The organism is Pantoea phyllosphaerae (assembly GCF_051025595.1).
In the GTDB taxonomy this organism is placed as follows: Bacteria; Pseudomonadota; Gammaproteobacteria; order Enterobacterales; family Enterobacteriaceae; genus Pantoea.
The window spans coordinates 15,943-40,222 of record NZ_JBPFDE010000013.1 but is presented as its reverse complement, the minus strand read 5'-3'; the positions used below and the strand labels follow the sequence as shown (position 1 = coordinate 40,222).

At 59.3% G+C, this 24,280-nt stretch carries 21 protein-coding genes; 9 read left to right on the top strand and 12 right to left on the bottom strand.

Features of this window, described 5'->3' with window-relative positions; genetic code table 11:
- The first annotated feature begins 15 nt into the window (after window positions 1-15).
- Together ACR6A7_RS16465 and ACR6A7_RS16460 are read left to right on the top strand one after the other, a co-directional pair.
- The gene (locus ACR6A7_RS16465) at window positions 16-555 is read left to right on the top strand and encodes an isochorismatase family protein (protein ID WP_434126143.1); all 540 of its coding nucleotides are present in this window, start codon (window positions 16-18) and stop codon (window positions 553-555) included.
- A gap of 17 nt (window positions 556-572) precedes the next feature.
- Entirely contained in the window at window positions 573-1,505 is a 933-nt protein-coding gene (locus ACR6A7_RS16460) for a GlxA family transcriptional regulator (RefSeq protein ID WP_434126142.1), read from the top strand.
- On the opposite strand, the gene ACR6A7_RS16455 is transcribed toward ACR6A7_RS16460, so the two are convergent.
- Window positions 1,490-2,485 (bottom strand): acyltransferase, encoded by a 996-nt coding sequence (locus ACR6A7_RS16455; RefSeq protein WP_434126140.1) that lies wholly within the window; start codon window positions 2,483-2,485, stop codon window positions 1,490-1,492. The genes ACR6A7_RS16460 and ACR6A7_RS16455 overlap by 16 nt on opposite strands.
- A 192-nt stretch (window positions 2,486-2,677) precedes the next feature.
- Here ACR6A7_RS16455 and glyQ point away from each other — a divergent pair, with 192 nt between their 5' ends.
- The 4 genes from glyQ to ACR6A7_RS16435 all read left to right on the top strand — a co-directional run bounded on the left by glyQ (window position 2,678) and on the right by ACR6A7_RS16435 (window position 6,518).
- On the top strand, window positions 2,678-3,589 hold the full coding sequence (glyQ, locus tag ACR6A7_RS16450; protein WP_434126138.1) for a glycine--tRNA ligase subunit alpha: 912 nt from the start codon (window positions 2,678-2,680) through the stop codon (window positions 3,587-3,589).
- A gap of 9 nt (window positions 3,590-3,598) precedes the next feature.
- Window positions 3,599-5,668, top strand: coding sequence for a glycine--tRNA ligase subunit beta (glyS, locus tag ACR6A7_RS16445; RefSeq protein ID WP_434126137.1), 2,070 nt, complete (start codon window positions 3,599-3,601; stop codon window positions 5,666-5,668).
- A gap of 150 nt (window positions 5,669-5,818) precedes the next feature.
- Complete coding sequence (locus tag ACR6A7_RS16440) at window positions 5,819-6,208, top strand: type II toxin-antitoxin system RelE/ParE family toxin (RefSeq protein WP_434126135.1); 390 nt, start codon at window positions 5,819-5,821, stop codon at window positions 6,206-6,208.
- Window positions 6,201-6,518, top strand: a complete 318-nt coding sequence (locus ACR6A7_RS16435) for a helix-turn-helix domain-containing protein (protein ID WP_434126134.1) — start codon at window positions 6,201-6,203, stop codon at window positions 6,516-6,518. The genes ACR6A7_RS16440 and ACR6A7_RS16435 overlap by 8 nt, the downstream gene beginning before the upstream one ends.
- A 170-nt stretch (window positions 6,519-6,688) precedes the next feature.
- On the opposite strand, the gene ACR6A7_RS16430 is transcribed toward ACR6A7_RS16435, so the two are convergent.
- From ACR6A7_RS16430 to fdnG, 5 genes are read right to left on the bottom strand one after another with little or no spacing between them, the layout of a single operon-like run.
- Complete coding sequence (locus tag ACR6A7_RS16430; RefSeq protein ID WP_434126132.1) at window positions 6,689-7,300, bottom strand: glutathione S-transferase; 612 nt, start codon at window positions 7,298-7,300, stop codon at window positions 6,689-6,691.
- A gap of 28 nt (window positions 7,301-7,328) precedes the next feature.
- A complete protein-coding gene (gene fdhE, locus ACR6A7_RS16425; RefSeq protein ID WP_434126130.1) occupies window positions 7,329-8,255 on the bottom strand; it encodes a formate dehydrogenase accessory protein FdhE in 927 nt (308 codons plus the stop codon).
- Window positions 8,255-8,896, bottom strand: coding sequence for a formate dehydrogenase cytochrome b556 subunit (gene fdoI, locus ACR6A7_RS16420; RefSeq protein WP_434126128.1), 642 nt, complete (start codon window positions 8,894-8,896; stop codon window positions 8,255-8,257). The genes fdhE and fdoI overlap by 1 nt, the downstream gene beginning before the upstream one ends.
- Window positions 8,893-9,780 (bottom strand): formate dehydrogenase subunit beta, encoded by an 888-nt coding sequence (gene fdxH / locus ACR6A7_RS16415; RefSeq protein WP_434126126.1) that lies wholly within the window; start codon window positions 9,778-9,780, stop codon window positions 8,893-8,895. The genes fdoI and fdxH overlap by 4 nt, the downstream gene beginning before the upstream one ends.
- 12 nt (window positions 9,781-9,792) lie before the next feature.
- On the bottom strand, window positions 9,793-12,843 hold the full coding sequence (gene fdnG, locus ACR6A7_RS16410; RefSeq protein WP_434126125.1) for a formate dehydrogenase-N subunit alpha: 3,051 nt from the start codon (window positions 12,841-12,843) through the stop codon (window positions 9,793-9,795).
- Window positions 12,844-13,237: 394 nt separating this feature from the next.
- Between fdnG and fdhD the strand changes: the two genes are divergently transcribed.
- The 3 genes from fdhD to ACR6A7_RS16395 all read left to right on the top strand — a co-directional run bounded on the left by fdhD (window position 13,238) and on the right by ACR6A7_RS16395 (window position 16,011).
- Window positions 13,238-14,062, top strand: coding sequence for a formate dehydrogenase accessory sulfurtransferase FdhD (fdhD, locus tag ACR6A7_RS16405; protein WP_434126123.1), 825 nt, complete (start codon window positions 13,238-13,240; stop codon window positions 14,060-14,062).
- 184 nt (window positions 14,063-14,246) lie between these two features.
- Window positions 14,247-14,864 (top strand): superoxide dismutase [Mn], encoded by a 618-nt coding sequence (gene sodA, locus ACR6A7_RS16400; protein ID WP_033755547.1) that lies wholly within the window; start codon window positions 14,247-14,249, stop codon window positions 14,862-14,864.
- Between the two features lie 184 nt (window positions 14,865-15,048).
- Complete coding sequence (locus tag ACR6A7_RS16395) at window positions 15,049-16,011, top strand: VirK/YbjX family protein (protein ID WP_434126121.1); 963 nt, start codon at window positions 15,049-15,051, stop codon at window positions 16,009-16,011.
- A gap of 8 nt (window positions 16,012-16,019) precedes the next feature.
- On the opposite strand, the gene ACR6A7_RS16390 is transcribed toward ACR6A7_RS16395, so the two are convergent.
- The 6 genes from ACR6A7_RS16390 to ppc all read right to left on the bottom strand — a co-directional run bounded on the left by ACR6A7_RS16390 (window position 16,020) and on the right by ppc (window position 24,211).
- Window positions 16,020-16,382, bottom strand: a complete 363-nt coding sequence (locus ACR6A7_RS16390; protein ID WP_434126120.1) for a YibL family ribosome-associated protein — start codon at window positions 16,380-16,382, stop codon at window positions 16,020-16,022.
- A gap of 87 nt (window positions 16,383-16,469) precedes the next feature.
- Complete coding sequence (locus ACR6A7_RS16385) at window positions 16,470-17,003, bottom strand: MltR family transcriptional regulator (RefSeq protein ID WP_434126236.1); 534 nt, start codon at window positions 17,001-17,003, stop codon at window positions 16,470-16,472.
- Between the two features lie 82 nt (window positions 17,004-17,085).
- Window positions 17,086-18,234 (bottom strand): mannitol-1-phosphate 5-dehydrogenase, encoded by a 1,149-nt coding sequence (gene mtlD / locus ACR6A7_RS16380; protein WP_434126118.1) that lies wholly within the window; start codon window positions 18,232-18,234, stop codon window positions 17,086-17,088.
- Between the two features lie 94 nt (window positions 18,235-18,328).
- Window positions 18,329-20,263 (bottom strand): PTS mannitol transporter subunit IICBA, encoded by a 1,935-nt coding sequence (locus tag ACR6A7_RS16375; protein ID WP_434126117.1) that lies wholly within the window; start codon window positions 20,261-20,263, stop codon window positions 18,329-18,331.
- Window positions 20,264-20,710: 447 nt separating this feature from the next.
- Window positions 20,711-21,427 carry a DUF3053 domain-containing protein gene (locus ACR6A7_RS16370; protein WP_434126115.1) on the bottom strand — a complete coding sequence of 239 codons (717 nt, stop codon included), beginning with the start codon at window positions 21,425-21,427 and terminating at the stop codon, window positions 20,711-20,713.
- A gap of 132 nt (window positions 21,428-21,559) precedes the next feature.
- Entirely contained in the window at window positions 21,560-24,211 is a 2,652-nt protein-coding gene (gene ppc / locus ACR6A7_RS16365) for a phosphoenolpyruvate carboxylase (RefSeq protein ID WP_434126114.1), read from the bottom strand.
- Window positions 24,212-24,280: the final 69 nt, after the last annotated feature.

The window sequence follows — 24,280 nt, the reverse complement described above, 5'->3', positions numbered from 1 at the left end:
CTCAGGAGGCCGAAAATGGCACAGGCAGCACTGTTGGTCATAGACGTTCAGCACTCTTTTTTACACCGCGACTTCTGGCAGGAAACCGATGTTCCGGCGTTTCAGCGCCATATCAGCGCGCTGATCGAAGGCTGTCAGGCGAAAGGTATACCGGTGGTGGACGTGTTCCACGTCGCGCCGCAGGGCCCCTTTTCGCTGGCGTCCGGCTGGGTGAAGCGGATGGACTTTTTGCAGCACGAGGCGACCTTCAGCGTGCAGAAGCGGGTGCATAACGCCCTGACCGAATCGGGCCTGCTCGCCTGGCTACAGGAACGTTCAGTCGATACCCTGATTATTAGCGGTATCCGCACCGAACAGTGCTGCGAAACCACCGCGCGCGTGGCGTCCGATCTCGGTTTTAAGGTACTGTTTGTCTCTGAGGCGACGCTGACCTTCCCGATGACGCATAACGGCGTCACCCTCAGCAGCGCCGAACTGGTTCACCGTACCGAAACCGTACTGGTTAACCGCTTTGCCGAAGTGGTGAGCGTGGAAGCGTGCCTGGCGCGCGTTTAATCACAAGGAGTGGCGCAATGCCGCAAACCGTCCTGTTTCTTACCCTGCCTGGCGTGATGGCGCTCGATCTGACCGGACCGGCGGAGACGCTGCGGCTGGCGGGAGATCGCTTCGCGCTGCGCTATATCGGCCCGCAGGAATCGGTTGTCAGCTCCACGCAGATGACCATCGCCGGTATTGAGCCGCTGCCGGAAACCCTGCCGCCCGACTGCCTGCTGGTGGTGCCGGGCGTCTGTGACTCCGCCATCTGGTTCGCCACGCCGCAGGCGGAAGCGGCGCGCCGCTGGCTGCAGCGCCAGCAGCCGCAGCTGCGCGCGCGGCAGCTCTCCCTGATCTGCGTCTGTTCCGGCGCGCTGCTGGCGGCGCAGGCGGGGTTGCTCGACGGCGTGCAGTGCACCACCCATCACGAGGTGCTCGCAAGGCTGAAAGCCGCCGCGCCTGCCGCGCTGGTGAAGGAGAACCGCGTTTTCGTCGACGACGACAATATCTGGACCAGCGCAGGCATCACCGCCGGAATCGACCTCTCGCTGCACCTGATTAACCGGCTGTGTGGCGCGCAGACCGCGCTGGAGGTAGCGCGGGACATGGTGGTATGGTTCCGCCGCTCCGGCGACGATCCGCAGCTATCGCCCTGGCTACGCTACCGCAATCATCTGCATCCGGCGATCCACCGCGCGCAGGACGCGATGATCGCCCATCCCGAGCACGGCTGGTCGCTGGAGGATCTCGCCGCGCGCGTCCACGTCAGCGGCCGCCACCTGGCGCGGCTTTTTCGTCAGCATCTGGGCATCAGCGTGCGCGACTATCACGAGCAGCTGCGGCTGGGCATCGCGCGCCAGCGCCAGCAGCAGGGCGAAGGCGCGGAAAAAGCGGCGCTGGCGGCAGGATTCTCTTCGGCGCGCCAGCTGCGGCGCGCCCGCGAGCGCTGGCGCGATCAGCTTACCCAGTGACGCCTGTCGAGGCGCTGCAGGCCCATCGCCAGCAGCAGGCTGCCCGCCAGCGTGATGCCGAATACCCAGGGCATGTCGAGCAGCGGTCGCGACATATCGTCATAGTGGCGGGTACGCAGGAAGTGAATAAAAAGCGCGTGAAAGCCGTAGATCGGCAGCGAGTAGCGTGACAGCATGCCGAGCACCGGCAGCGTGCGCGCGTTCAGGGCGTTCTTGAACAGCACCAGCAGGCTGATGGCGGCGATAAACACCAGCGGACCGCAGTAGAGATACCAGCGGTCGTTGAAGGCGCCGTTTGCAATCAGCGCCTGTTTCGTGCCTAAGGTAATGCCGATCACGCAGGCGGCGAATAGCCCCGCGGCCAGCGGCGTCACGCCGCGCTTTGCCGTCTCCATGGTGCCGATGGCGCGCCCCAGCAGGGCATAGAGCAGATAATAGATACTGTCGCCGCTGACGTAGAGATTCACCGGCAGCCAGTGAAACGGCCCCACCGCCTGATCCACCGTATTCGGGTTCGCCAGCACCGCCAGCACAATGACCAGCAGTGCTACATAGCGCGCCCGCACCGCTTTCACCTGAATCAGCGGCGACAGCAGGTAGATGCCGATCAGCGCAAAGAAAAACCACAGATGATAGAACACCGGCTTCTGCAGCATCTTCAGCAGCGAGCGCCCTTCGCTGATGGGCGTCAGCCAGGTGATGTAGGCCAGCGCCACCGCGCTATAGAACAGCAGACAGAGCACCAGCCGCAACAGATGGCGCGGCTGCGCGCTGCGTTCGCCAAAGAACAGGTAGCCGGAGATCATAAAAAAGAGCGGCACGCAGACGCGCGACGCAGAATTGAGCAGATTGGCGATATCCCACCAGTGTCCGGTCACCGCCATCGGGCCGGTAATATACCAGGTGGTGGTATGGATTACGATCACCATTAAACAGGCGACCGCGCGTAAATTGTCGATCCAGCAAATCTTGTGCGACATCGGGCCCTCTTGCACATCACGATAGTGCGAAGAAGGGTAGACAGTTGCGATGCACGCGACAACTTTTCACGGCAGGATTCGGAGCCGTCTGGCCCGCCCGCGCGCGGCAGGATTTCCGGCTGCACATCGCGCGGTCAAAGGGTATACTGGCGCACTCTTTTTTCATCTACCCGAATCGCGTGCGAAATCATCATGCAAAAGTTTGATACCAAAACCTTTCAGGGCCTGATCCTGACATTGCAGGATTACTGGGCGCGTCAGGGCTGCACCATCGTTCAGCCGCTGGACATGGAAGTGGGCGCTGGCACTTCACACCCTATGACCTGCCTGCGCGCACTCGGACCTGAGCCGATTGCCGTAGCCTACGTGCAACCGTCGCGCCGTCCGACCGACGGGCGCTACGGCGAAAACCCGAACCGCCTACAGCACTACTACCAGTTCCAGGTGATCATCAAGCCGTCGCCGGACAACATTCAGGAGCTGTATCTCGGATCGCTGAAAGCCTTGGGCATCGATCCCACCGTGCATGATATCCGCTTCGTGGAAGATAACTGGGAAAACCCGACGCTCGGCGCGTGGGGCCTCGGCTGGGAAGTATGGCTCAACGGCATGGAAGTGACGCAGTTCACCTACTTCCAGCAGGTGGGCGGCCTGGAGTGCAGGCCGGTGACCGGCGAGATTACCTACGGCCTTGAGCGCCTGGCGATGTATATCCAGAGCGTCGACAGCGTTTACGATCTGGTCTGGAGCGACGGCCCGCTGGGCAAAACCACCTATGGCGACGTTTTCCATCAGAATGAAGTTGAGCAGTCTACCTACAACTTCGAATACGCCGACGTCGACTTTCTCTTTACCTGCTTCGAGCAGTATGAGAAAGAGGCGCAGCAGCTGCTGGCGCTGGAAAAACCGCTGCCGCTGCCGGCCTACGAGCGCATCTTGAAAGCTGCGCACAGCTTTAACCTGCTGGACGCGCGCAAGGCGATCTCCGTGACCGAGCGCCAGCGCTATATTCTGCGCATCCGCACCCTGACCAAAGCCGTGGCTGAAGCCTACTACGCCTCCCGCGAGGCGCTGGGCTTCCCGATGTGCAATAACAACAAGTAAGAGGCAGCCATGACTGAAAAAACGTTTCTGGTGGAAATCGGCACCGAAGAGCTGCCGCCGAAAGCATTGCGCAGCCTGGCCGAAGCCTTTGCTGCACAGGTCACCGCCGAGCTGGACAGCGCTGGCCTGGCTCACGGCGACGTACGCTGGTTCGCCGCCCCGCGCCGTCTGGCGCTGAAAATCGCAGGCTTAAGCGCCGCGCAGCCCGATCGCGAAGTCGAAAAACGCGGCCCGGCAGTCTCCGCCGCCTTTGATGCCGACGGCAAGCCGACCAAAGCGGCGGAAGGCTGGGCGCGCGGTAACGGCATCACCGTCGATCAGGCCGAGCGCCTGAGCACCGACAAAGGCGAATGGCTGGTTTACCGTGCACAGGTGAAGGGCGAATCCGCCCAGTCACTGCTGCCCAACATGATCGCCACCGCGCTCGGCAAACTGCCGATCCCGAAACTGATGCGCTGGGGCGCGAGCGACGTGCAGTTTGTCCGCCCGGTGCACACCGTGACGCTGCTGCTGGGCGACGAGCTGATCCCGGCGACCCTCCTTGGCGTTGCGTCAGGGCGCACCATTCGCGGTCACCGTTTTATGGGCGAACCTGAATTTACCCTCGACCATGCCGACCAGTATCCAGAGATTCTGGAAACGCGTGGCAAAGTTATCGCCGACTACGCGGTGCGCAAGGCGCAGATCAAAGCCGATGCCGAAGCGGCGGCGCGCCAGCTGGGCGGCAACGCCGACCTGAGCGACAGCCTGCTGGAAGAGGTCACCTCACTGGTGGAGTGGCCGGTGGTGCTGACGGCGACCTTCGAAGAGAAATTCCTCAAGGTGCCGGCGGAAGCGCTGGTCTACACCATGAAGGGCGACCAGAAATATTTCCCGGTCTACGATGACGCGGGCAAGCTGCTGCCGAACTTCATTTTCGTCACCAATATCGAATCGAGCGATCCGCAGCAGATTATCGCCGGTAACGAGAAGGTGGTGCGTCCCCGTCTGGCGGATGCTGAATTCTTCTTTAATACTGACCGCAAAAAGCGTCTGGAAGATCATCTGCCGCGCCTTGAAACGGTGCTGTTCCAGAAAGAGCTCGGCACACTGCGCGACAAAACCGACCGCATTCAGGCGCTGGCGGGCTGGATCGCCGCGCAGATCGGCGCGGACGTGAATCACGCGACGCGCGCTGGCCTGCTCTCTAAGTGCGACCTGATGACCAATATGGTGTTTGAGTTTACCGACACCCAGGGCGTGATGGGCATGCACTACGCGCGTCACGACGGCGAAGCCGAGGATGTGGCAGTGGCGCTCAACGAGCAGTATCAGCCGCGCTACGCCGGCGACGATCTGCCTTCCAACCCGGTGGCCTGCGCGCTGGCGATCGCCGACAAGATGGATACCCTGGCGGGCATCTTTGGCATCGGCCAGCATCCGAAGGGCGACAAAGACCCCTTTGCGCTGCGCCGTGCCGCGCTGGGCGTGCTGCGCATTATCGTTGAGAAGAACCTGCCGCTCGATCTGCAGACCCTGACGGAAGAAGCGGTGCGCCTGTACGGCAGCAAGCTGAGCAACGGCAACGTGGTCGATGAGGTCATCGACTTTATGCTGGGCCGTTTCCGCAGCTGGTATCAGGAAGAGGGCCACAGCATCGATACGCTGCAGGCGGTGCTGGCGCGCCGTCCGACCCGCCCGGCTGATTTCGACGCGCGTATGAAGGCGGTATCGCACTTCCGCACGCTCGACGAAGCGGCAGCGCTGGCGGCGGCGAACAAGCGCGTCTCCAATATCCTGGCAAAATCGACCGAAACGCTGAATGAGAGCGTGCAGGCGTCGCTGCTGAAAGAGAACGAAGAGATCCAGCTGGCAACCTTCGTCACTGCGCTCGGCGATAAACTGCAGCCATACTTTGCAGAAGGCCGCTACCAGGATGCGCTGATCGAACTGGCGCAGCTGCGCGAGGCGGTCGATAACTTCTTCGACAAGGTGATGGTTAACGCCGACGACCCTGAGGTGCGCGTCAACCGTCTGACGCTGCTGGCGAAGCTGCGCGAGCTGTTCCTGCAGGTGGCGGATATTTCGCTGCTGCAGTAAGCCTGTCATTAGCGTTAAACCAGTTGTAAACGTAAAAGGTCGACATTTCTGTCGGCCTTTTTGTTTCAGAGAAGCGCTGCAGGATGTTTGATCTCACCCGTAAGGAAGACTATAGTAGCCGTTACGGGTTACAAGGATGTTGAGGAATATATGGGCGTCTATTTAACGCCTGAGTTCGACGCGGAGCGCAGGCGACTGGGCATTACGGATAAAATTCTTTGTAAAACTGCCCGAAAGGTTTTTAGCGGGCTGAAGGGCAGTCAACTGGGAAAGTTTACCTATAAAAGACGCATTGCTCTGCCGAAGGTAAGCGAAAGAGATGGCGCGCGCTCAATCGTTTTCTTCAATGACGGCGAGCACCTGTACTTTTTTTACCTTTACGCGAAAAGTTCGCTCACTAAAAAAAAGGGTAGAGAAATTGAAGATGCTGAAATAGACATTTTTTGTAGCATCGCGTCGGATTTTATAGAAATGGCTGAGAGCAGAATAAAAGCGCTTCTTGAAGAGAAAGAGCTATTAGAGGTCAACTGCGATGAGTGATGATTTGAAAAATATCTATGCTATGGCGAAGCGCTATAACCAGCATGGCGTTGTCAAAGATGAAACCCTTAAAAAGATTGAAGCTCGCATCAAAGCTAAGGATATTCCCGAGGTTCGTCCAATGACGGGCGAAGAAATTAGGGCGGTTCGCTTGCGCTGGAAGCTTTCTCAGTCAGTTCTGGCGCGTACGACCGGCATGTCCGTTGAAAGCGTTTCAAAATGGGAGCGTGGAGAGAGTAAACCGAATCAGGCTGTATTGCGCATTATTAATATGATTTCTGATAAAGGTCCGGAGATATTTATGTGTTGAGGACGCTGTCAGCTAAAAGAGCTAACAGCGTTTTTCGCTGCGCATGCCACCTTCATTTCCTTAAAAGCGCAAAATAATCAGGTTGCGCCTCAGTTCGCTTGCCGTCAGGCTACTGCGCTCAGATAGCGCTTTATACTTTAAGCGCTAAGCATGGTCGTTTGCGATATGCGCTACGCAGCCGGTGGCGCAGTGCGCGCAAAGCTCTCGCGCTGAAACAGCTTCTCCGCCAGCTTCACCAGCGCCGGGCGGTCCACGCACCAGTTCGGCACGACGTGACGAAAGTTAAGGTAGCCGATCATGCAGCCAGTGGCGATATCCGCCAGATTCAGCTGGCCGCTGTTCAGCCATTTCCCTTCAGCCGCCTTCGCTTCCAGCATATCCAGGCTGCGCAGAATCTTCTCGCGATGCCGCGTCAGCACCTCTTCAGACTGCTGCTCTGGCGCGCGCATCTTCTCACGCACAACGACCAGCGCGGCGTCGCTGACGCCATCCGCCAGCTTCTCCAGCTGACGAATAGTGAGCGATGCAAGCGCGTCGTCCGGCAGCAGGGCGGGCGTGTCGCCACGCAGTTCCAGATACTGCGCAATAATTGAGGAGTCGAACCAGGCCTGCTGGTTGTCGTCAACCAGCGCGGGTACCTTGCCCAGCGGATTGTGGAGTGAGACGTGGCTGTCTGGACTGTAAGGCGCATCGTTAACAAATTCAAACACGATGCCCTTTTCCAGCAGCATGACAGATATTTTCCGTACAAAAGGACTGGTATAGCTGCCGATCAGTTTCATCGCACTCCTCCGCCTTCAAAGGGGTTGTTTAGCTCTCATCCGGGAAAAGAAAAGGGTTCAGGCTACTGCGGGAGAATCCTTCCTGCTCCATGCGCGCATCCAGTACCAGCGAGGCGAGATCGTCCGCCACCGGCTCCAGCGCCGGATCCTTTTCCTGATAGAGCATCTTCAGATAGGTACCACAGTCGCCGCAGCTCTCCGCTTTTACCGCCGCGTGTTCGCTGTCCAGCGACCAGTAGTGGAGATCGCGCGTCTGCTCGCAGTTGCTGCACTTGCTGCGCGCCACATACCATTCGCTTTCGCACAGGTTACAGTGCAGATAGCGCAGGCCCTGCTGCGTACCGATATGCACCACGCTCGCCACCGGCATGCTGGCACACACGGGGCAGAACTGGCGCTGCTCGCCATATTCGGCGCGCGCTTTGCCGGGGATCAGCGCCGCCATTTGCGCCCAGTAAACCGACAGCGCTGCCCAGATAAAAGGCGCTTTGTCGCTGCTGACCAGCGCGAACTCGCCTGACAGTAGTGCGCTGGCCAGGGTTTCCAGCTCGCCTGCGGCCGTTTTTTCCAGGTTTTCCAGCACCGCCAGCGCCTGGCCGGTCATCTCCGGTTTCAGCTCGGCGATCAGGGAGTGCAGTAGCTGCTGCCAGTGCGCATCGCGCGGCAGGCTGTGAATATCGAGCGGCGGTTTACCCTCAGCGGCGCTCTGCACCAGGCGATCGTAAAGATCGCGGTGCAGCGGATGGTCGTACAGGACGATCTCCTGCGCCTGCGCGATTTTGGCGGCGAAACGTAAATAGTCGCCCAGCGGGTTTTTAGCCGCCAGCTCGCGCAGCCGCGCGGCACGGCGGCTATAGAGATTCTTCAGCCGTGGAAAAAGTAACGGCGGAATAGTATCCGCCGTGTTTTTTTCGCTCTTCTCCAGCTGGTCTTGCGGGATGATGCGAATACTCATCAGGGGCGTTTTTCCTGTTGTGTTGAGCGGTTAAGCTGCTCGCGATACCAGCGAGGATGGTGCTTTTCCGCCCATGCGGGGCTGACCCAGCCTTCGACCATCGCCGTAATAGTGCCTTTGACCCACAGCGCCGCATAAATATGCACCATAATCACCACCATCAGGCCCACGGCGGAGAGAGAATGCACCAGCAGCGCCGCGCGGATCAGCGGAATGCTGAAGGCGCCGGCGAACCAGGGACGCCAGATCACCACGCCGCTGAGCAGAAGCAGCACTAAGCTGATGATAGCAGCCCAGAACACACACTTCTGGCCAAAATTATAGCGGCCAGTATCGCCGACCTCTTCATTGAGGGCAATTTTATGGATATTGCGCGCCCACAGCAGGTCCTCTTTATTCACCAGATTGTGATGCCAGTAGCGGAAAAACATCAGCAGAAAAGCGGCGAACATGGTGACGCCGATAAAGGGATGCAGGATGCGTGCCAGCTGCGGGGTGCCCAATACATTCATCAGCCAGTTAAACGAAGGGAACAGAAAGCCCAGCCCGCTCAGCGCCAGTAGCACGAAACAGAGGGCGACAATCCAGTGATTGATACGCTCCGCCGCGCGGTAGCGTATGATGCGCTCGTCTTTTTTCATTCTTCCTCCTCCTTCTTATGCTGCTCCTCGTCGACCCGATTCGGGCCTACGCCGACATAGTGGAACACCGATGCGGCGAAGGTGGCGGCGAAGCCTATTGCCGCCAGCGGTTTCCAGACGCCTTTCCAGAACGTCATGGTCGGGCTGATGCCTGGGTTTTCCGGCAGCCCGTGGTAGAGCTGCGGCTTACTGGCGTGATGCAGCACATACATCACATGGGTGCCGCCAACGCCTGCTGGATCGTACAGGCCAGCGTTTTCAAAGCCGCGCGATTTCAGCTCGGCAACGCGCTCCGCCGCCAGCTGCTGCATCTCCTCTTTGCTGCCGAAGTGAATCGCGCCGGTCGGACAGGTTTTGACGCAGGCGGGCTCCTGCCCGACGTTGACCCGATCGACGCAAAGCGTGCACTTATAGGCGCGGTTGTCCTCCTGGCTGATGCGCGGCACATTGAAGGGGCATCCCGCAATGCAGTAGCCGCAGCCGATGCAGTGATCAGACTGAAAGTCGACGATACCGTTGGCGTACTGCACGATAGCGCCCGCCGACGGGCAGGCTTTTAAGCAGCCGGGATCGGCGCAGTGCATGCAGCCATCTTTGCGGATTAGCCATTGCAGACGGCCATTCTCCTCAACCTCCGAGAAGCGCATTACCGTCCAGGCTTTGGCATCGAGATCGGTAGGGTTGTCGTAAACGCCGATATTGTGTCCTACCTCGGCGCGGATATCGTTCCACTCCGAGCAGGCGACCTGGCAGCCTTTACAGCCAATGCAGGTGGTGACGTCGATCAGCTTGGCGACCTGCTGCCGGTGATCGCGCGCCTGCGGCGCGGGCGTGAGCGAGCTGGTCGCGGAGCGACGAATAATGTCCTGTGTGGGGTAAGCCATGTTCGTTCTCCGTTACGCCTTTTCTATTTTCACTAAAAATCCTTTGTACTCCGGCGTTTGCGAATTAGCATCGCCTACTGACGGCGTCAGCGTATTGGCGAGGAAGCCTTTGCGCGTTGCGCCTTCAAAGCCCCAGTGGCAGGGAATGCCGACGGTATCGACCGCTTTGCCGTCGATGTGCAGGCGCTGCAGACGCCGCGTCACCACCGCTTTGGCTTTGATATAGCCGCGGCGGGAAGAGACTTTGACGCTGTCGCCCGCCTTAATGCCTTTCTCTGCCGCCAGCTCCGCACCGATCTCGACAAACTGCTCCGGCTGCGCGATGGCGTTCAGCAGGGCGTGTTTCGTCCAGTGGCGGAACAACTCGGTAATGGAGTAGGTGGTGGCGACGCAGGGATATTCGGATGCCTCGCCCAGCTGTGCGGCGTCGCGCGCAAAAAGGCGCGCCACCGGGCTATGGCTCTGCTGCGGGTGCAGCGGATTAGCCGCCAGCGGGCTCTCCATCGGCTCGTAGTGCTCGGGGAAGGGGCCGTCGGCCATTTTGTCGAGCGCGAAGAGATGGCCCATGCCGTCTGGCTGCATGATAAAGGGGCCCGCCTGCTGCTGCGGCGCCAGCGTCAGCGGATAGTCCGGCACGTCGATACCCTGCCAGCGCTGGCCGTCCCACTCGATCAGACGACGGTTCGGGTCCCAGGCTTTGCCCTGTTCATCGGCGGAGGCGCGGTTATAGAGGATGCGGCGGTTGGCTGGCCACGCCCAGGCCCAGCCGGAAACGGCGCCCAGCCCGGAGGGATCGGCGTTGTCGCGGCGCGCCATCTGGTTGCCCTGCGGCGTCCAGCTGCCCGTATAGATCCAGCAGCCGCTGGCGGTGCTGCCGTCGTTGCGCAGTTCGGCGAAGGAGTTCAGCTGCTGGCCTTTTTTCAGCAGCAGCTTGCCGCTGGCGTCGTAAACGTCCTGCAGCGCGCGGCCGTTGCTCTCCTGCGCCACCTCTTCCGGCGAGGGATCGGCGGGATTGCTGTAGTCCCAGCGCATCGCCATCAGCGGCGCCGGCGCGACGCCCCCTTCCTCGCGGTAGAGTTCGCGCAGACGCAAAAAGAGATTACCGAGGATTTTTCCGTCATGCAGCGCCTCGCCCGGCGGCTCGGCCGCCGCCCAGTGCCACTGCAGCCAGCGCGACGAGTTGGCGACCGAGCCATCCTCTTCGGCAAAACAGGAAGAGGGCAGACGGAACACTTCCGTCGCGATCTGCGCGGGATCGACGTCGTTAAATTCACCGTGAGACTGCCAGAAGCTGGCGGTTTCGGTGCTGAGTGGATCGATCACCACCATATACTTCAGGCGCGAAAGGGCGCGACAGGCTTTGTTCTTGTCGGGGAAGGCGGCAAGCAGGTTAAAGCCCTGAATAAGCGCACCGTTTATTTCGCCCTGCTCCATCATCTCCGCCTGCGCCATGCAGTCGTAGCTTTTATCCCACTTGGGCAGCCAGTCGTAGCCCCACTGGTTGTCCGCCGTGGCAGCGTCGCCGTAAAAGCTCTTCATCAGGCTGATAAAGAACTTATCGGTGTTTTGCCAGTAGTTGACCTGGCCCGGCAGTGACGCCACAGGCGTCGCTTTTTGCAGGTAGTCCGCCAGCGTCGCCATCTTTTCCGACGGCAGCGGCAGATAGCCCGGCAAACTTTGCGACAGCAGGCCGAGATCGGTATAACCCTGCACGTTGGAGTGGCCGCGCAGCGCGTTGATGCCGCCGCCCGGCATGCCGATATTGCCCAGCAGAAGCTGGATCATCGCCGCGGTGCGGATAATCTGCGAGCCGTTGGTGTGGTGCGTCCAGCCCAGCGCGTAGAGGATGGTAGCGGTGCGGTTGGGCGCGCTGGTGGACGCCAGCTGACGGCAGATAGCGAGAAAGGTCTCATGGGGCGTGCCGCACAGGCGTGTCACCATCTCCGGGGTGTAGCGGCTGGCGTGCGCCTTGAGCAGATTCAGCACGCAGCGCGGATGGCTAAAGCTATCGTCGCGGCGCGCGTGGCCGTTTTCATCCTGCTCATAGTGCCAGCTGGCGCGGTCGTACTGGCGCGTCTCTGCGTCGTAGCCGCTGAACAGCCCCTCTTCGAAGCGATAGCCCTCGCTGACGATCAGCGCGGCGTTGGTAAAGGCGCGCACGTACGGCTGCTGAATCTGATTGTGCTGCAGCAGGTAGTTGATGACGCCCATCAGAAATACCACGTCGCTGCCCGCGCGCACCGGCGCATAGAGATCCGCCACCGACGCCGATCGGTTGAAGCGCGGATCCACGACGATGACCTGCGCGTTATTGCGCGTCTTCGCCTCGATCACCCACTTAAAGCCGACCGGATGCGCTTCCGCCGGGTTGCCGCCCATGATCAGCACCACGTTGGCGTTTTTGATATCGTTCCAGTTATTGGTCATGGCGCCGCGGCCGAAGCTGGGCGCCAGCGCGGCGACAGTCGGTCCGTGGCACAGCCGTGCCTGATTCTCCAGCGCCACGATGCCGAGCGCACGGGCGAATTTATGGTCGAGCAGACCGGTTTCATTGCTGGCGGCCGAGGAGCAGAACATGGCGGTGGTAGGCCACCGGTTGACCGTGACGCCGGCGGCGTTAGTTTGCTGGAAGTGGGCGTCGCGATCCTGCTTCATCAGCCGGGCGATGCGCTCAAAAGCCTCCTGCCAGCTGATGCGCTGCCACTTGTCGCTGCCCGGCGCGCGATATTCTGGATATTTCAGTCGCTGGTCGCTGTGAATATAGTCAAGCACGCCCGCGCCTTTCGGGCAGAGCGAGCCGCGGCTGACCGGATGATCGGGATCGCCTTCGATATGATAGATCGCAGCGCTGGCATTTTTTGCGCCGTCGCCGAGGCTGTAGATCAGCATGCCGCAGCCGACAGAGCAGTAAGTGCAGTTGTTGCGCGTCTCTCTGGCGCGTACGAGCTTATATTCCCTGACGCTGGCTAGCGCGGATTCCGGGGTGAAGCCCAGCAACGCCGCGCTGGTTCCCGCCATTCCGCCAGCGCAGATTTTGAAAAAACGCCGTCTGGTAATTTGCATTTATCTTTCTTCTTTATTGGCTCCATTGCGAAGCTATGCAAAATAACAAGCCTGTCTGCATTTTATTTGATTAAGGTCAATAAGTTAGCCTTTAGTAATCCTTTTTTTAAATTCTGTTTAAATTTGTTTGGAGAGCGAGGTACGCGGCGGATCTTATTCAGGAGGGCGGTAAAAATTATATTCTTTTATTAAAACCGATGTTAAAGCGCAATGGGAAATCATTCTCATTTATCTCGCCAGGGCGCGCCGCCGTGCCGCTGGCTATCTTTTGGCCGCATAATTTGTATAGCGGTTTTTTTGCGCTGCCGGTGACACCAGGGCAAACTTAAGCGCGCGGCTGACCCCCATCGTGGCCGCGAAAATTTAATTTCTTGTTAATAACAGGTCGTACACCTTGAACGTTACCCCGCAAACCCTCGGCGAAAATTTAACAACTCAGACCGGTGCCAGCGAAACGCTGGTGTGGCAGCGCGCCGATCTGACCGTGGCGCAGCCCGACTGGCTGGCGGATGAAGTGCCGGTCGCGCTGGTCTATAACGGCATTTCTCACGTGGTAATGATGACAACGCCGAAAGATCTGGAGGCGTTCGCCATCGGCTTTTCCCTGTCGGAAGGCATTATCGACGCGCCGGGCGACATTTTTGGTCTGGATGTGGTGCCGGGCTGTAACGGCATTGAGGTGCAGATCGAACTCTCCAGCCGACGTTTTATGGCGCTGAAAGAGCAGCGCCGTGCGCTGGCGGGGCGTACCGGCTGCGGCGTGTGCGGCGTCGAGCAGCTGGATCAGATTGGCAAGCCGGTGCAGCCGCTACCTTTTACGCAGACCTTCGAGCTGGCACAGTTGGATCGTGGCCTGAGCCAGCTAAAGACTTTTCAGCCTGTCGGCCAGAAAACTGGCTGCACCCATGCGGCGGCCTGGCTGCGTCCGGACGGCGATCTGGCCGGCGGCTGCGAGGATGTAGGTCGCCACGTCGCGCTGGATAAGCTGCTCGGCTACCGCAGCCGCGCGGCGTGGGGCGATGGTGCAGTGCTGGTTTCCAGCCGCGCCAGCTATGAGATGGTGCAGAAATCCGCCATGTGCGGCGTCGAAATCCTGTTCGCCGTTTCGGCAGCGACGCGTCTGGCCGTCGAGGTGGCGGCGCGCTGCAACCTGACGCTGGTCGGCTTTAGCAAACCGGGGCGCGCCACGGTTTACACGCATCCGCAGCGCCTGCGCTAAGAGACGCTCAGCGGCGGCAGGCTGTAAAAACAACAGCTTGTTTATAGCAAATTTGTAAATTCCTTATGTTTAATGGGGCATTGATTACCCTTTTCCGGATCATGAATTTAACTATAATGGTTCGACTGCTTACGTGGCGCGCCATCTGGCGCTGCCGCTCAAATATGAAATGGAGAGGAAGAACATGAGTTATTCACTGCCATCCCTGCCTTACGCATACGACGCACTGGAACCGCACTTCGACAAGCAGACGATGGAAATCCATCACACCAAACACCACCAGACCTACGTTAATAACGCTAACGCCGCGCTGGAAGGAACCGAATTCGCTGACCTGCCGGTTGACGAGCTGATCACTAAGCTGGATCAGGTTCCGGCAGACAAAAAAACCGTACTGCGCAATAACGCTGGCGGCCACGCTAACCACAGCCTGTTCTGGAAAGGCCTGAAAACCGGCACCACGCTGCAGGGCGACCTGAAAGCGGCTATCGAAAAAGATTTCGGCAGCGTTGAGAAATTCCAGGAAGAGTTTGAGAAAGCCGCTGCTACCCGCTTTGGCTCAGGCTGGGCGTGGCTGGTGAAAAAAGGCGACAAGCTGGCCGTGGTCTCTACCGCTAACCAGGACAACCCGCTGATGGGCGAAGCGATCTCCGGCGCGTCAGGCTACCCGATTCTGGGCCTGGATGTCTGGGAACACGCCTACTACCTGAAGTATCAGAACAAACGTCCTGACTATATCAAGGCGTTCTGGAACGTGGTGAACTGGGACGAAGCCGCAGCGCGTTTCGCCTCTGCTAAATAAGTTTGTGCGTTAATAAGTAAAAAACCGGCGACGTCATTCGCCGGTTTTTTTATGGCTTAAACAGGGTTATTTAAACCGCAGCTAAACATCCGCATAGTTGGCTTTTAATCTTTCCGAGGCATTAACCTTTCGTTGAATTTCATCCGGGTAGGCTAAATAACATTCCACCAGAGAATGTTACATCATGTCCATTATAACTACGCCTGCGCCGACCGCCGAGTCGTCGGCTTCGCTGTTTTTTCAGTTAATCAGCGGAAAATATATTCCGAATAAACTGTGGTTGAGTAAACAATTCCGCCTCAAGTTCGCGCTGCGGACGGTGGCATTCCCCGTGACGACGCTGCGTTATTTAAACCAGCTATCGCATCTGCCTGATTTGTATCAGGTGATGAGCGTGCAGGGGCTGTTACCCGCGAAGCCGCATCGCCCCTATTTGCGCGCGGGGTTCAGCGTAGCGGCGCGCGCGCAGGCGATCCTGGACCACTATCAGCTGGTTGCCGCGTTGCAAAACAGCAAATTACGTCAGCTGCTGCAAAGCCCCGGCGATAATTTACTGGCGACGCTGAGCGGGAAAAATAGCGAGACGTTCGAGCTCTTCTCCTGCCCAGGGCGTTTCGATCGTGAAGGGGAGATAACGCTGGTGTTGCGCTATCAGAATGAAGCTATCGCCTCGCTCTCGTTTTCGCTGATCAAGGAAGCGGGGCTGCGCACTCTGCTGATCGGCGGCCTGCAGGGGCCGCGCAAACATATCTCCAACGAGGTGATCCGCGAGGCGACGAAAGCGGCGCACGGGCTGTTTCCTAAGCGTCTGGTTATGGAGGTGGTCTGTATGCTGGCGCAACGCTGCGCGGCAGAGAAGATTATCGCCGTTGGCGATACCACGCATGTGTTCCGCAGCCTGCGCTATCGCCACAGCAAAAGCGATTATTTCTTCGCCAGCTATAGCGAGTTCTGGACATCGCTGGGCGGCGAGGCGCGCAAAGATGACCTTTATCAGCTGCCGCTTAGCCTGCCGCGCAAAGCGCTGGAGGAGATCGCCAGCAAGAAGCGCGCAGAGTATCGGCGACGTTATGAACTGCTGGATGCGCTGGCGCAGCAGGTGTCAGCTGCCGTCGGCCAGCGCGAAGAGGATCATGCGGCCGCCTGATCCCGCACTCAGAACGGCTTCTTCGCGAAGCCGGTCATGACCTTCAGGCCCATTTCGCGGCCCAGTGCGGTCATGGGATGCACGACCACCAGGCCGCGCACGCTTTTCTTCAGCATACCCATATCGGCCTGCTCTTTTTTGGTGATCTCGCGGCTGAACGGCAGATCCATCAGCTTTTGCGCCTCTTTGCTCAGCTTGTCGTCCCGCTTGTCGCGCAGACGTTCAATCTCGGTCACCAGCTTCTCTTTTTCTTTCAGCAGCGCGCCCAGCTTCTCGGCGTCGCCCGCTTCCAGCAGTTGCGGCTCTTTGCGATTCAGGGCGTCCAGTTGGTCGCTCAGACGTTTAATCTCGGCTTTTTCTTGCTCTTTCATGGCGAAAACTCGTTGTGGAAAACAGGCAGAGGATACACGAAAAGCGGCGCAAATTCGCGCGCGACGAGAAAGCAGGGCGCCTGATTATCAGGCGCCTGGGCGTTTGAACGCCTGTTTCAGGCTGATACGCGAGATGAGCTCGGTTAACGAGAGCACCATGGTCGAGCGCACCATTTGCAGATAGCGCTGTTGCTGCATGGCGCGCAGCTCGACGTCATCAGGATGAAAATCCGGTTTCGGCGGCCAGGCGGCTACGCAGTGCAGCTCGCCGAACGGGCCAAGGATCTCATCGTCGGTAAAACGGTAGTCACTTCCATCGTGGTTCAGCTCTTCGCGCAGCGCCAGCAGCAGCTCGCAATCTTCATACTCGTGGCGGCTGATCACCCCCAGCCCATAAATAAGCTTAAGGCGCACCGGCAGCTCGCCGAGCGGGCCGCCGCCCAGCAGCAGCGGCTCAACCGCATACTTCACCGCATAGTCGTCCTTGCGAAACACCTGCAGCACCAGCAGATTGACTGCTTCGGCCAACAGCTCGACGGCGGCGATCAGAAAGCTTCTCACCGAGCGTCCGGCGTTCAGGCGTTCAAGCACCTGGTTTTCAAAAGCTTGCTTCTCTTCCATTATCGCCTGCAAAATTCTGATACCGCCAACGGGCACCGCGTCGCCGTGCCCGTACCGCTTGTGCGTGATGGACACGCGCCTGTCAGGCCATCGCGTTGTAGGCGCTGACCACCGCCGCGACCACATCGCTGTTGGCATCCAGGCCGGATACCTGTGCCAGCGTCGCCTGCGGGCCTTTCTCGTTAATCAGCGCTTCCAGCTCCTGCGCCTGCGGATCCTGCGCGCTGCGGTAGTGCATCGCGGCGGCAATGCCCTGTACCAGATGCGTGTTCGGCAACTGATACTCCAGCGTGCCCAGCGTGGGTTTGATGAGGCGATCGCCCGCGCTCAGCTTACGCAGCGGCTGACGGCCAACGCGCTCTACGTCATCTTTCAGGTAAGGGTTCTCGAAACGGCCGAGGATTTTTTCAATGTAAGCAGCATGTTTGTCGGCGTCAAAACCGTAGCGTTTGATTAATACCGCGCCGCTCTCTTCCATTGCCCCTTTGACCACCGCGCGGATTTTCTCATCCAGGATGGCGTCGCGAATGGTCTGGTGTCCCGCGAGCTGACCGAGATAGGCGGTAATAGCATGCCCGGTATTCAGGGTAAACAGCTTGCGCTCAACGAACGCCATCAGATTATCGGTCAGCTCCATGCCCGCAATGGTCGGCAGCTCGCCTTTGAACTGGGTTTTATCGACAATCCACTCGCTAAAGGTTTCAACGGTGACCTCCAGCGGATCGTTGCTGCCCGCTTCGGACGGCGGCACGATGCGGTCCACGGCAGAGTCGACGAAGCCGACGTGCTGCTCAACCCAGGCGTGATGCTGCTCCGGCAGCGCGTTCAGCACGTGCTGCTTCAGTTGGCTGGTGCCGCGCACCATATTTTCACAGGCGATAATATTCAGCGGCTGGGTATTGTTATCGTCATGGCGTTTTGCCAGACCCTTTGCCACGCTGCCTGCGATGCGCTCCAGGATTTGCGGGCCGACGGCGGTAGTCACCATATCGACCTTCGCCACCAGCGCAATAATATCGTCGCTGGTGCTGTTAACGGCGCTGACGCCCTTCACCATTTCCACTTTCGCCTGCTCGCCAACCACCTGTACTGGATATTCATGACGTGCGTTCAGTGCATCCAGCACCACCTGGTTAACATCGGCGAACACCATTTCAATGCCTGCATCCGCCAGCAGCTTGCCAATAAAGCCGCGACCGATATTACCTGCTCCAAAATGTAACGCTTTCATAATATTGACCCATATCAAATGACGATGGGGCGGGCACGCCCGCCCCGGAAATCGGGACGGGCTTACCCGCCCCAGGGAAATTCACGCAGGACGTTTAAGCAGTCGCCGGGCTGCCCGACAGCAGATCCAGCACTTCCTGCACGCTGGTGGTGTGCGCCAGCTTCTCAATCACGCTCTCGTCGTCCAGCGCGTTGGTCAGGCTGGTGATCACCTGGATATGCTCATTGTTGCGGGCCGCGATGCCGATAACCAGGCGGGCAACGTCATCCGCATCGTCGCCAAACAGCACGCCCTGCGGATACTGACAGAACACCACGCCGGTTTTCAATACGCGATCTTTCGCTTCCACCGTACCGTGCGGCACGGCGATCGACTCGCCGAGATAGGTCGGGGTGAGTTTTTCGCGCGCCAGCATCGCTTCAACATATTCCGGCTGAACGTAGCCGCCTTTCACCAGCTGCTCGCCGGCAAAGCGGATCGCCTGCTCTTTGTTGCTGGCGCTCAGGCCGAGGAAGACGTTGTCCGCGCCCAGCTTAAACAGGTGCGGGTTGCTGGTATCGTAGCTGTCCGCCAGCGCGGTCTGTACGACTTCACGGTGCGCTTCGCTGCGATTCGCCGCGACCAGGCGATCGGTGAGGTTGGTATAAAGCGCGCTATCGAGGAAGTTGTTCAGGGAGATATGCTGCGCCTGAGGAGCCTGACGCATCGCGCGCTCGGTGAGGTCGCGATGGGTAATCACCAGATCGACGTCGCCCGGCAGCGAGTTAATCGCGCTGTTGGTAACGGACACGTTCGTGAGGCCCGCATCCTGCACTTTCTTGCGCAGCACGCCCGCGCCCATCGCGCTGGAGCCCATACCGGCGTCGCAGGCGACGATGATTTTACGCACGTGGCTGACGTCAACGCTGCTGGCGTCGGCGACGACCGGCGCGCCCGCGACGGCCTGGCCTTTCGACTGCGCTTTCATGTCATGCATGCGTTTGGTCGCCGCTTCAATATCCTCTTCCTCTTTGACTTTGCTGGTTTTCAGCAGGATAGAGGAGATCACGAAGGAGACCGCAAAGGCTGCAACAATCGCCGCAATATTGGCGAAGTAGGCGCCTTTTGGCGTCATCGCCAGTACCGCCAGAATTGAGCCCGGAGAGGCGGGAGAAACCAGACCGCCATTAAGCAGCGTCAGGGTAAAGACGCCGGTCATGCCGCCCAGAATCACCGCCAGCAGCAGACGCGGCGCCATCAGCACGTACGGGAAGTAGATTTCGTGAATACCGCCCAGGAAGTGGATGATCGCTGCGCCGCCCGCAGACTGTTTAGCGCTGCCGCGGCCAAAGATCATATAGGCCACCAGCACGCCCATGCCCGGGCCCGGGTTCGCCTCGATCAGGAAGAAGATCGACTTGCCCGCTTCGCTTGCCTGCTGAATGCCCAGCGGCGAGAAGATGCCGTGGTTAATAGCGTTGTTGAGGAACAGGATTTTCGCCGGTTCAACGAAAATCGAGGTCAGCGGCAGCAGGTTGTTCTGCACCATCAGGTTAACGCCTGCGGCGAGGATATGCGACAGACCTTCCACCAGCGGACCGATAGCCAGAAACGCCAGCAGCGCCAGCAACATGCCGATAATGCCGGCGGAGAAGTTGTTGACCAGCATTTCGAAGCCGCTTTTGATTTTGCCGTCAACGGCGCGGTCGAAAGATTTGATCGCCCAGCCGCCCAGCGGACCGGCAATCATCGAGCCAAGGAACATCGGCATATCGGCGCCGACGATGACGCCCATGGTGGTGATCGCGCCGACCACGCCGCCGCGATCGCCGCCAACCAGACGTCCACCGGTGAAACCGATCAGCAGCGGCAGCAGGTAGGTGATCATCGGGCCGACCAGCTTCGCCAGCGTCTCGTTAGGAATCCATCCGGTCGGGATGAACAGCGCGGTGATGATACCCCAGGCGATAAACGCACCGATGTTAGGCATCACCATATTACTCAGAAAGCGACCAAAGCTTTGAACCTTGACCTTGACTGATGAGGACATAAAACCACCCCTTATCGAGACGCGCTGCAATAAGAGAGCGCGTTTGTTTTTGTTAAGCCAGCACGGCGGCGAGCCGTTGCTATTACTGTATGCAGGCGGACTCTAGCACGCGAATATGACGCTGCGTAGCGGGTGGCTTAAGTGTGATCCATGTCACCTGATAAAGGTGGGGGTAGGGGCTGTTTTAGTGATTCAGATCACATAATAGCGGTGTAAAAAAGTCACAAAGACTATTTTTTCACCACAAAACAGGGGTTAATGTGACTGATATCACATTTAGATCGGTTCTGTTTGTTTCATATATGTGACTGCGATCACAAAGTATTTTTGGTCGAAAATGCGCCAGATCACACTCCTGTCGGTGCGTTTCTCCGGCTGGCGATAGTCTGAAAGGAAGCAACAGCGGAAAGGCCGAGACAAGCGCGGCGGCTTGTCTCGGAAGAGAGATTACTGCAAGCCGTTCTGAACGGCGGTCTGCGCCTGCGTTAACGCCTGCGCGTTGGCGGAGATCGTGCTCATCAGCGCATTATATTGCGTGACCTGATCGGGGGTCGGGAACTGAACGGCACCATTGTTGAAGCTGACGCGCTGCCCCTGCTGCTGCAGGAAGTCGCCCGCCTGCGCCGCGCCCTGGCTTAGCGCCTGTAGCTTCGGCAGCAGCGGCACCAGCTGATTTGCTGGCTGCGTGACCACTTTGTCGTAAGCGGCGTCATAGACCTTTTTCAGATCCTCCTCCTGCTTAAGCGAGGCTTTGCTGCTGTCCGCCTGCATTTTGGCGCTCTCAAGCTGCTGCGTGACAATCACCAGCGCGCCGTTCGCCTGGCGCAGCGCGTCGCGGCGTGTCAGGTAGTCCTGCGGCACGCGGATGGCCGACAGCTCATCGACCACTGGACGCATGCCCTGATCGATCGCCTTATTCACCTGCTGGGAGAAGCCGTAAAGAATGGCGTAGTCGCCCGCGAATTTACCAAAATTCTGCTTCTGGCTTTCGCTCAGGCTCGGCAGATGTTCGCCGCTGCGCATGACGGTGTTTTGCAGAAAGTCGATAAAGGCCTTGCGCTGGTCGCCCTCTTTGTCGCCGCACGCGGTGAGGTTAAGCACCAGCAACGCGGCGCCGAGCAACATGCCGGTACGCATCCAGATGCGAGAAATTCCTGATGCCATAAGGGCAACTCCTGTAAATGAGAATGTGGATAACCGAGGAATGGTCCTAAAGAATAGAGCAAAGTAGCGCTCAGGCACAACGCCAGCAAGCGCGGTAGCCGGGCAGTTGCCTGCCCGGAAGGGTCGGAAGGATTAACCGGTATTACGCATGCCTGCCGCGACGCCCGCGATGGTCACCATCAGCGCCTGCTCGACGCGCGGATCGACCTCTTCGCCGCGCGCTTCCTGCGCGCGCGAACGCTGCAGCAGCTCCGCCTGCAGCACGTTGAGCGGATCGGTGTAGACGTTACGCAGCGCGATCGACTCGGCGATCCAGGGCTGATCCGCCATCAGATGTGCGTCGTTGGCGATGGTCAGCACCGCTTTAATGTCGGCGTCAAGCTGGTCGCGCAGCTGTTTGCCCAGCGGCCACAGCGTGGTGTCTACCAGACGCTGATCGTAATATTCCGCCAGCCACAGGTCAGCTTTGGCGAATACCATCTCCAGCATGCCTAATCGCGTCGAGAAGAATGGCCAGTCGCGGCACATCGCTTCGAGCTGATCCTGATGGCCCTCGTCCATCGCTTTTTGCAGCGCCGCGCCTGCGCCGAGCCAGGCGGGCAGCATCAGGCGGTTCTGCGTCCAGGCGAAAATCCAGGGAATGGCGCGCAGCGACTCGACGCCACCGGTCGGGCGTCGTTTCGCCGGACGCGAGCCGAGCGGCAGCTTGCCCAGCTCCTGTTCCGGCGTGGCGGAGCGGAAGTAGGGTACGAAGTCGGGATTTTCACGCACGTAGCCGCGATACATGGCGCAGGAGTGCTGTGAGAGCTGGTCCATAATGCTGTGCCACTCTTTTTTCGGTTCCGGCGGCGGCAGCAGGTTTGCTTCCAAAATTGCGCCGGTGTAGAGCGACAGGCTGGCGATGGTGACTTCCGGCAGGCCATATTTAAAGCGGATCATCTCGCCCTGTTCAGTCACGCGCAGGCCGCCTTTCAGGCTGCCCGGCGGCTGAGAGAGCAGCGCCGCGTGTGCAGGCGCGCCGCCGCGGCCGATGCTGCCACCACGTCCGTGGAACAGCGTCAGGGCGATGCCGGCTTTCTCGCAGGTTTTGATCAGCGCGTCCTGCGCCTGATACTGCGCCCAGCTTGCGGCCATCACGCCGGCGTCTTTCGCCGAGTCGGAATAGCCAATCATCACCATCTGCTTGCCCTGAATAAAGCCGCGATACCAGTCGATATTCAGCAGCTGGCTCATGACGTCGTTGGCGTTGTTGAGGTCGTCGAGGGTTTCGAACAGCGGCGCTACCGGCATCGCGAAGGTGATGCCCGCCTCTTTCAGCAGCAGATGCACCGCCAGCACGTCGGACGGCGTCTTCGCCATTGAGATAACGTAGGCGGCGATAGAGCCCTGCGGCGCTTCGGCGGCGACGCGGCAGGTTTCCAGCACTTCGCGCGTCTCGTCGCTCGGCTCCCAGTGGCGCGGCAGCAGCGGACGTTTGGAGTTAAGCTCGCGCACCAGGAAGGCCTGTTTATCCGCTTCCGACCAGCTTTCGTAGTCGCCAAGACCCAGATAGCGGGTGACTTCGGCGATCGCTTCGGTGTGGCGCGTGCTCTCCTGGCGCAGATCGATGCGCACCAGCGGCACGCCGAAGCATTTCACGCGGCGCAGCGTGTCCAGCAGCTGCCCATTGGCAATAATGCCCATGCCGCACTGTTGCAGCGACTGATAGATAGCGTAAAGCGGCGTCCAGAGCTGATCGTTAGAGACCAGCAGATCGGCGGGGCGCGGCAGCCGCTCGCCCTTCAGGCGGCGCTCAAGGTAAGCCTGGGTATTCATCAGCTGGCTGCGCATCCGTTTCAGGATGACGCGATAAGGCTCAATGGCTTCAGGATCGCCGCACAGCTCGCGCACCTCTTCGCTGCATTCGGACATTGAGAGTTCAGAGATCAGCACACCAATATCGCGCAGAAAGAGGTCAGCGGCTTTCCAGCGGCTGAGCTGCATGGCGTGGCGCGTGACCGTGGCGGTCACGTTCGGGTTGCCGTCGCGATCGCCGCCCATCCATGAGGTAAATTTCACCGGCACGAAGTCCACCGGCAGCTTCACGCCGAACGCCTCTTCAACCTGTTCATTCAGCTCGCGCAGAAAGGCGGGCACGCCTTCCCACAGGCTGTTCTCTACCACGGCGAAACCCCATTTGGCCTCGTCGATCGGTGTCGGACGATACTTGCGGATTTCGTCAGTGTGCCACGCCTGCGCCACCAGCTGACGCAGGCGGCGCATAATCTGATTGCGCTCATAGTCGGAGATGTCGCTGTGATCGAGCTGCTGTAGGCAGCTATTGACCTCGCCCAGCTTGTGGATCAGGGTGCGGCGGGTGATCTCCGTCGGATGCGCCGTCAGCACCAGCTCCAGCGACAGCGATTCAATGGCTTCACGGATGGCGCTTTCGCTGACGTCGGGCTGTTGTTTAAGACGATCAAAGGTGGTCTTCAGCAGTTCGGGATGGTTCGCACCGTCACCGCTGCGTGAAATGGTCTGATACTGTTCGGCGACGTTGGTCAGGTTAAGAAACTGGCTAAAGGCGCGCGCTACCGGCAGCAGCTCGTCGTTCGACAGGTTTTGCAGCGTGTTAAGCAGTTCCTTGCGATGCGTGTCATTTCCTGCGCGGGATGACTTTGAGAGTTTGCGGATGGTCTCCACCCGGTCGAGGATGTTCTCTCCTAGTGCATCCTTGATCGTATCCCCGAGCAGTTTGCCGAGCATACTGACATTACTTCGCATTGCGGAATATTGTTCGTTCATGTGACCCTGACACCCTTATCGTCTTTGTAAACTTCTACACCCACAGCCTGCAATCGCGCAGAAACTGCA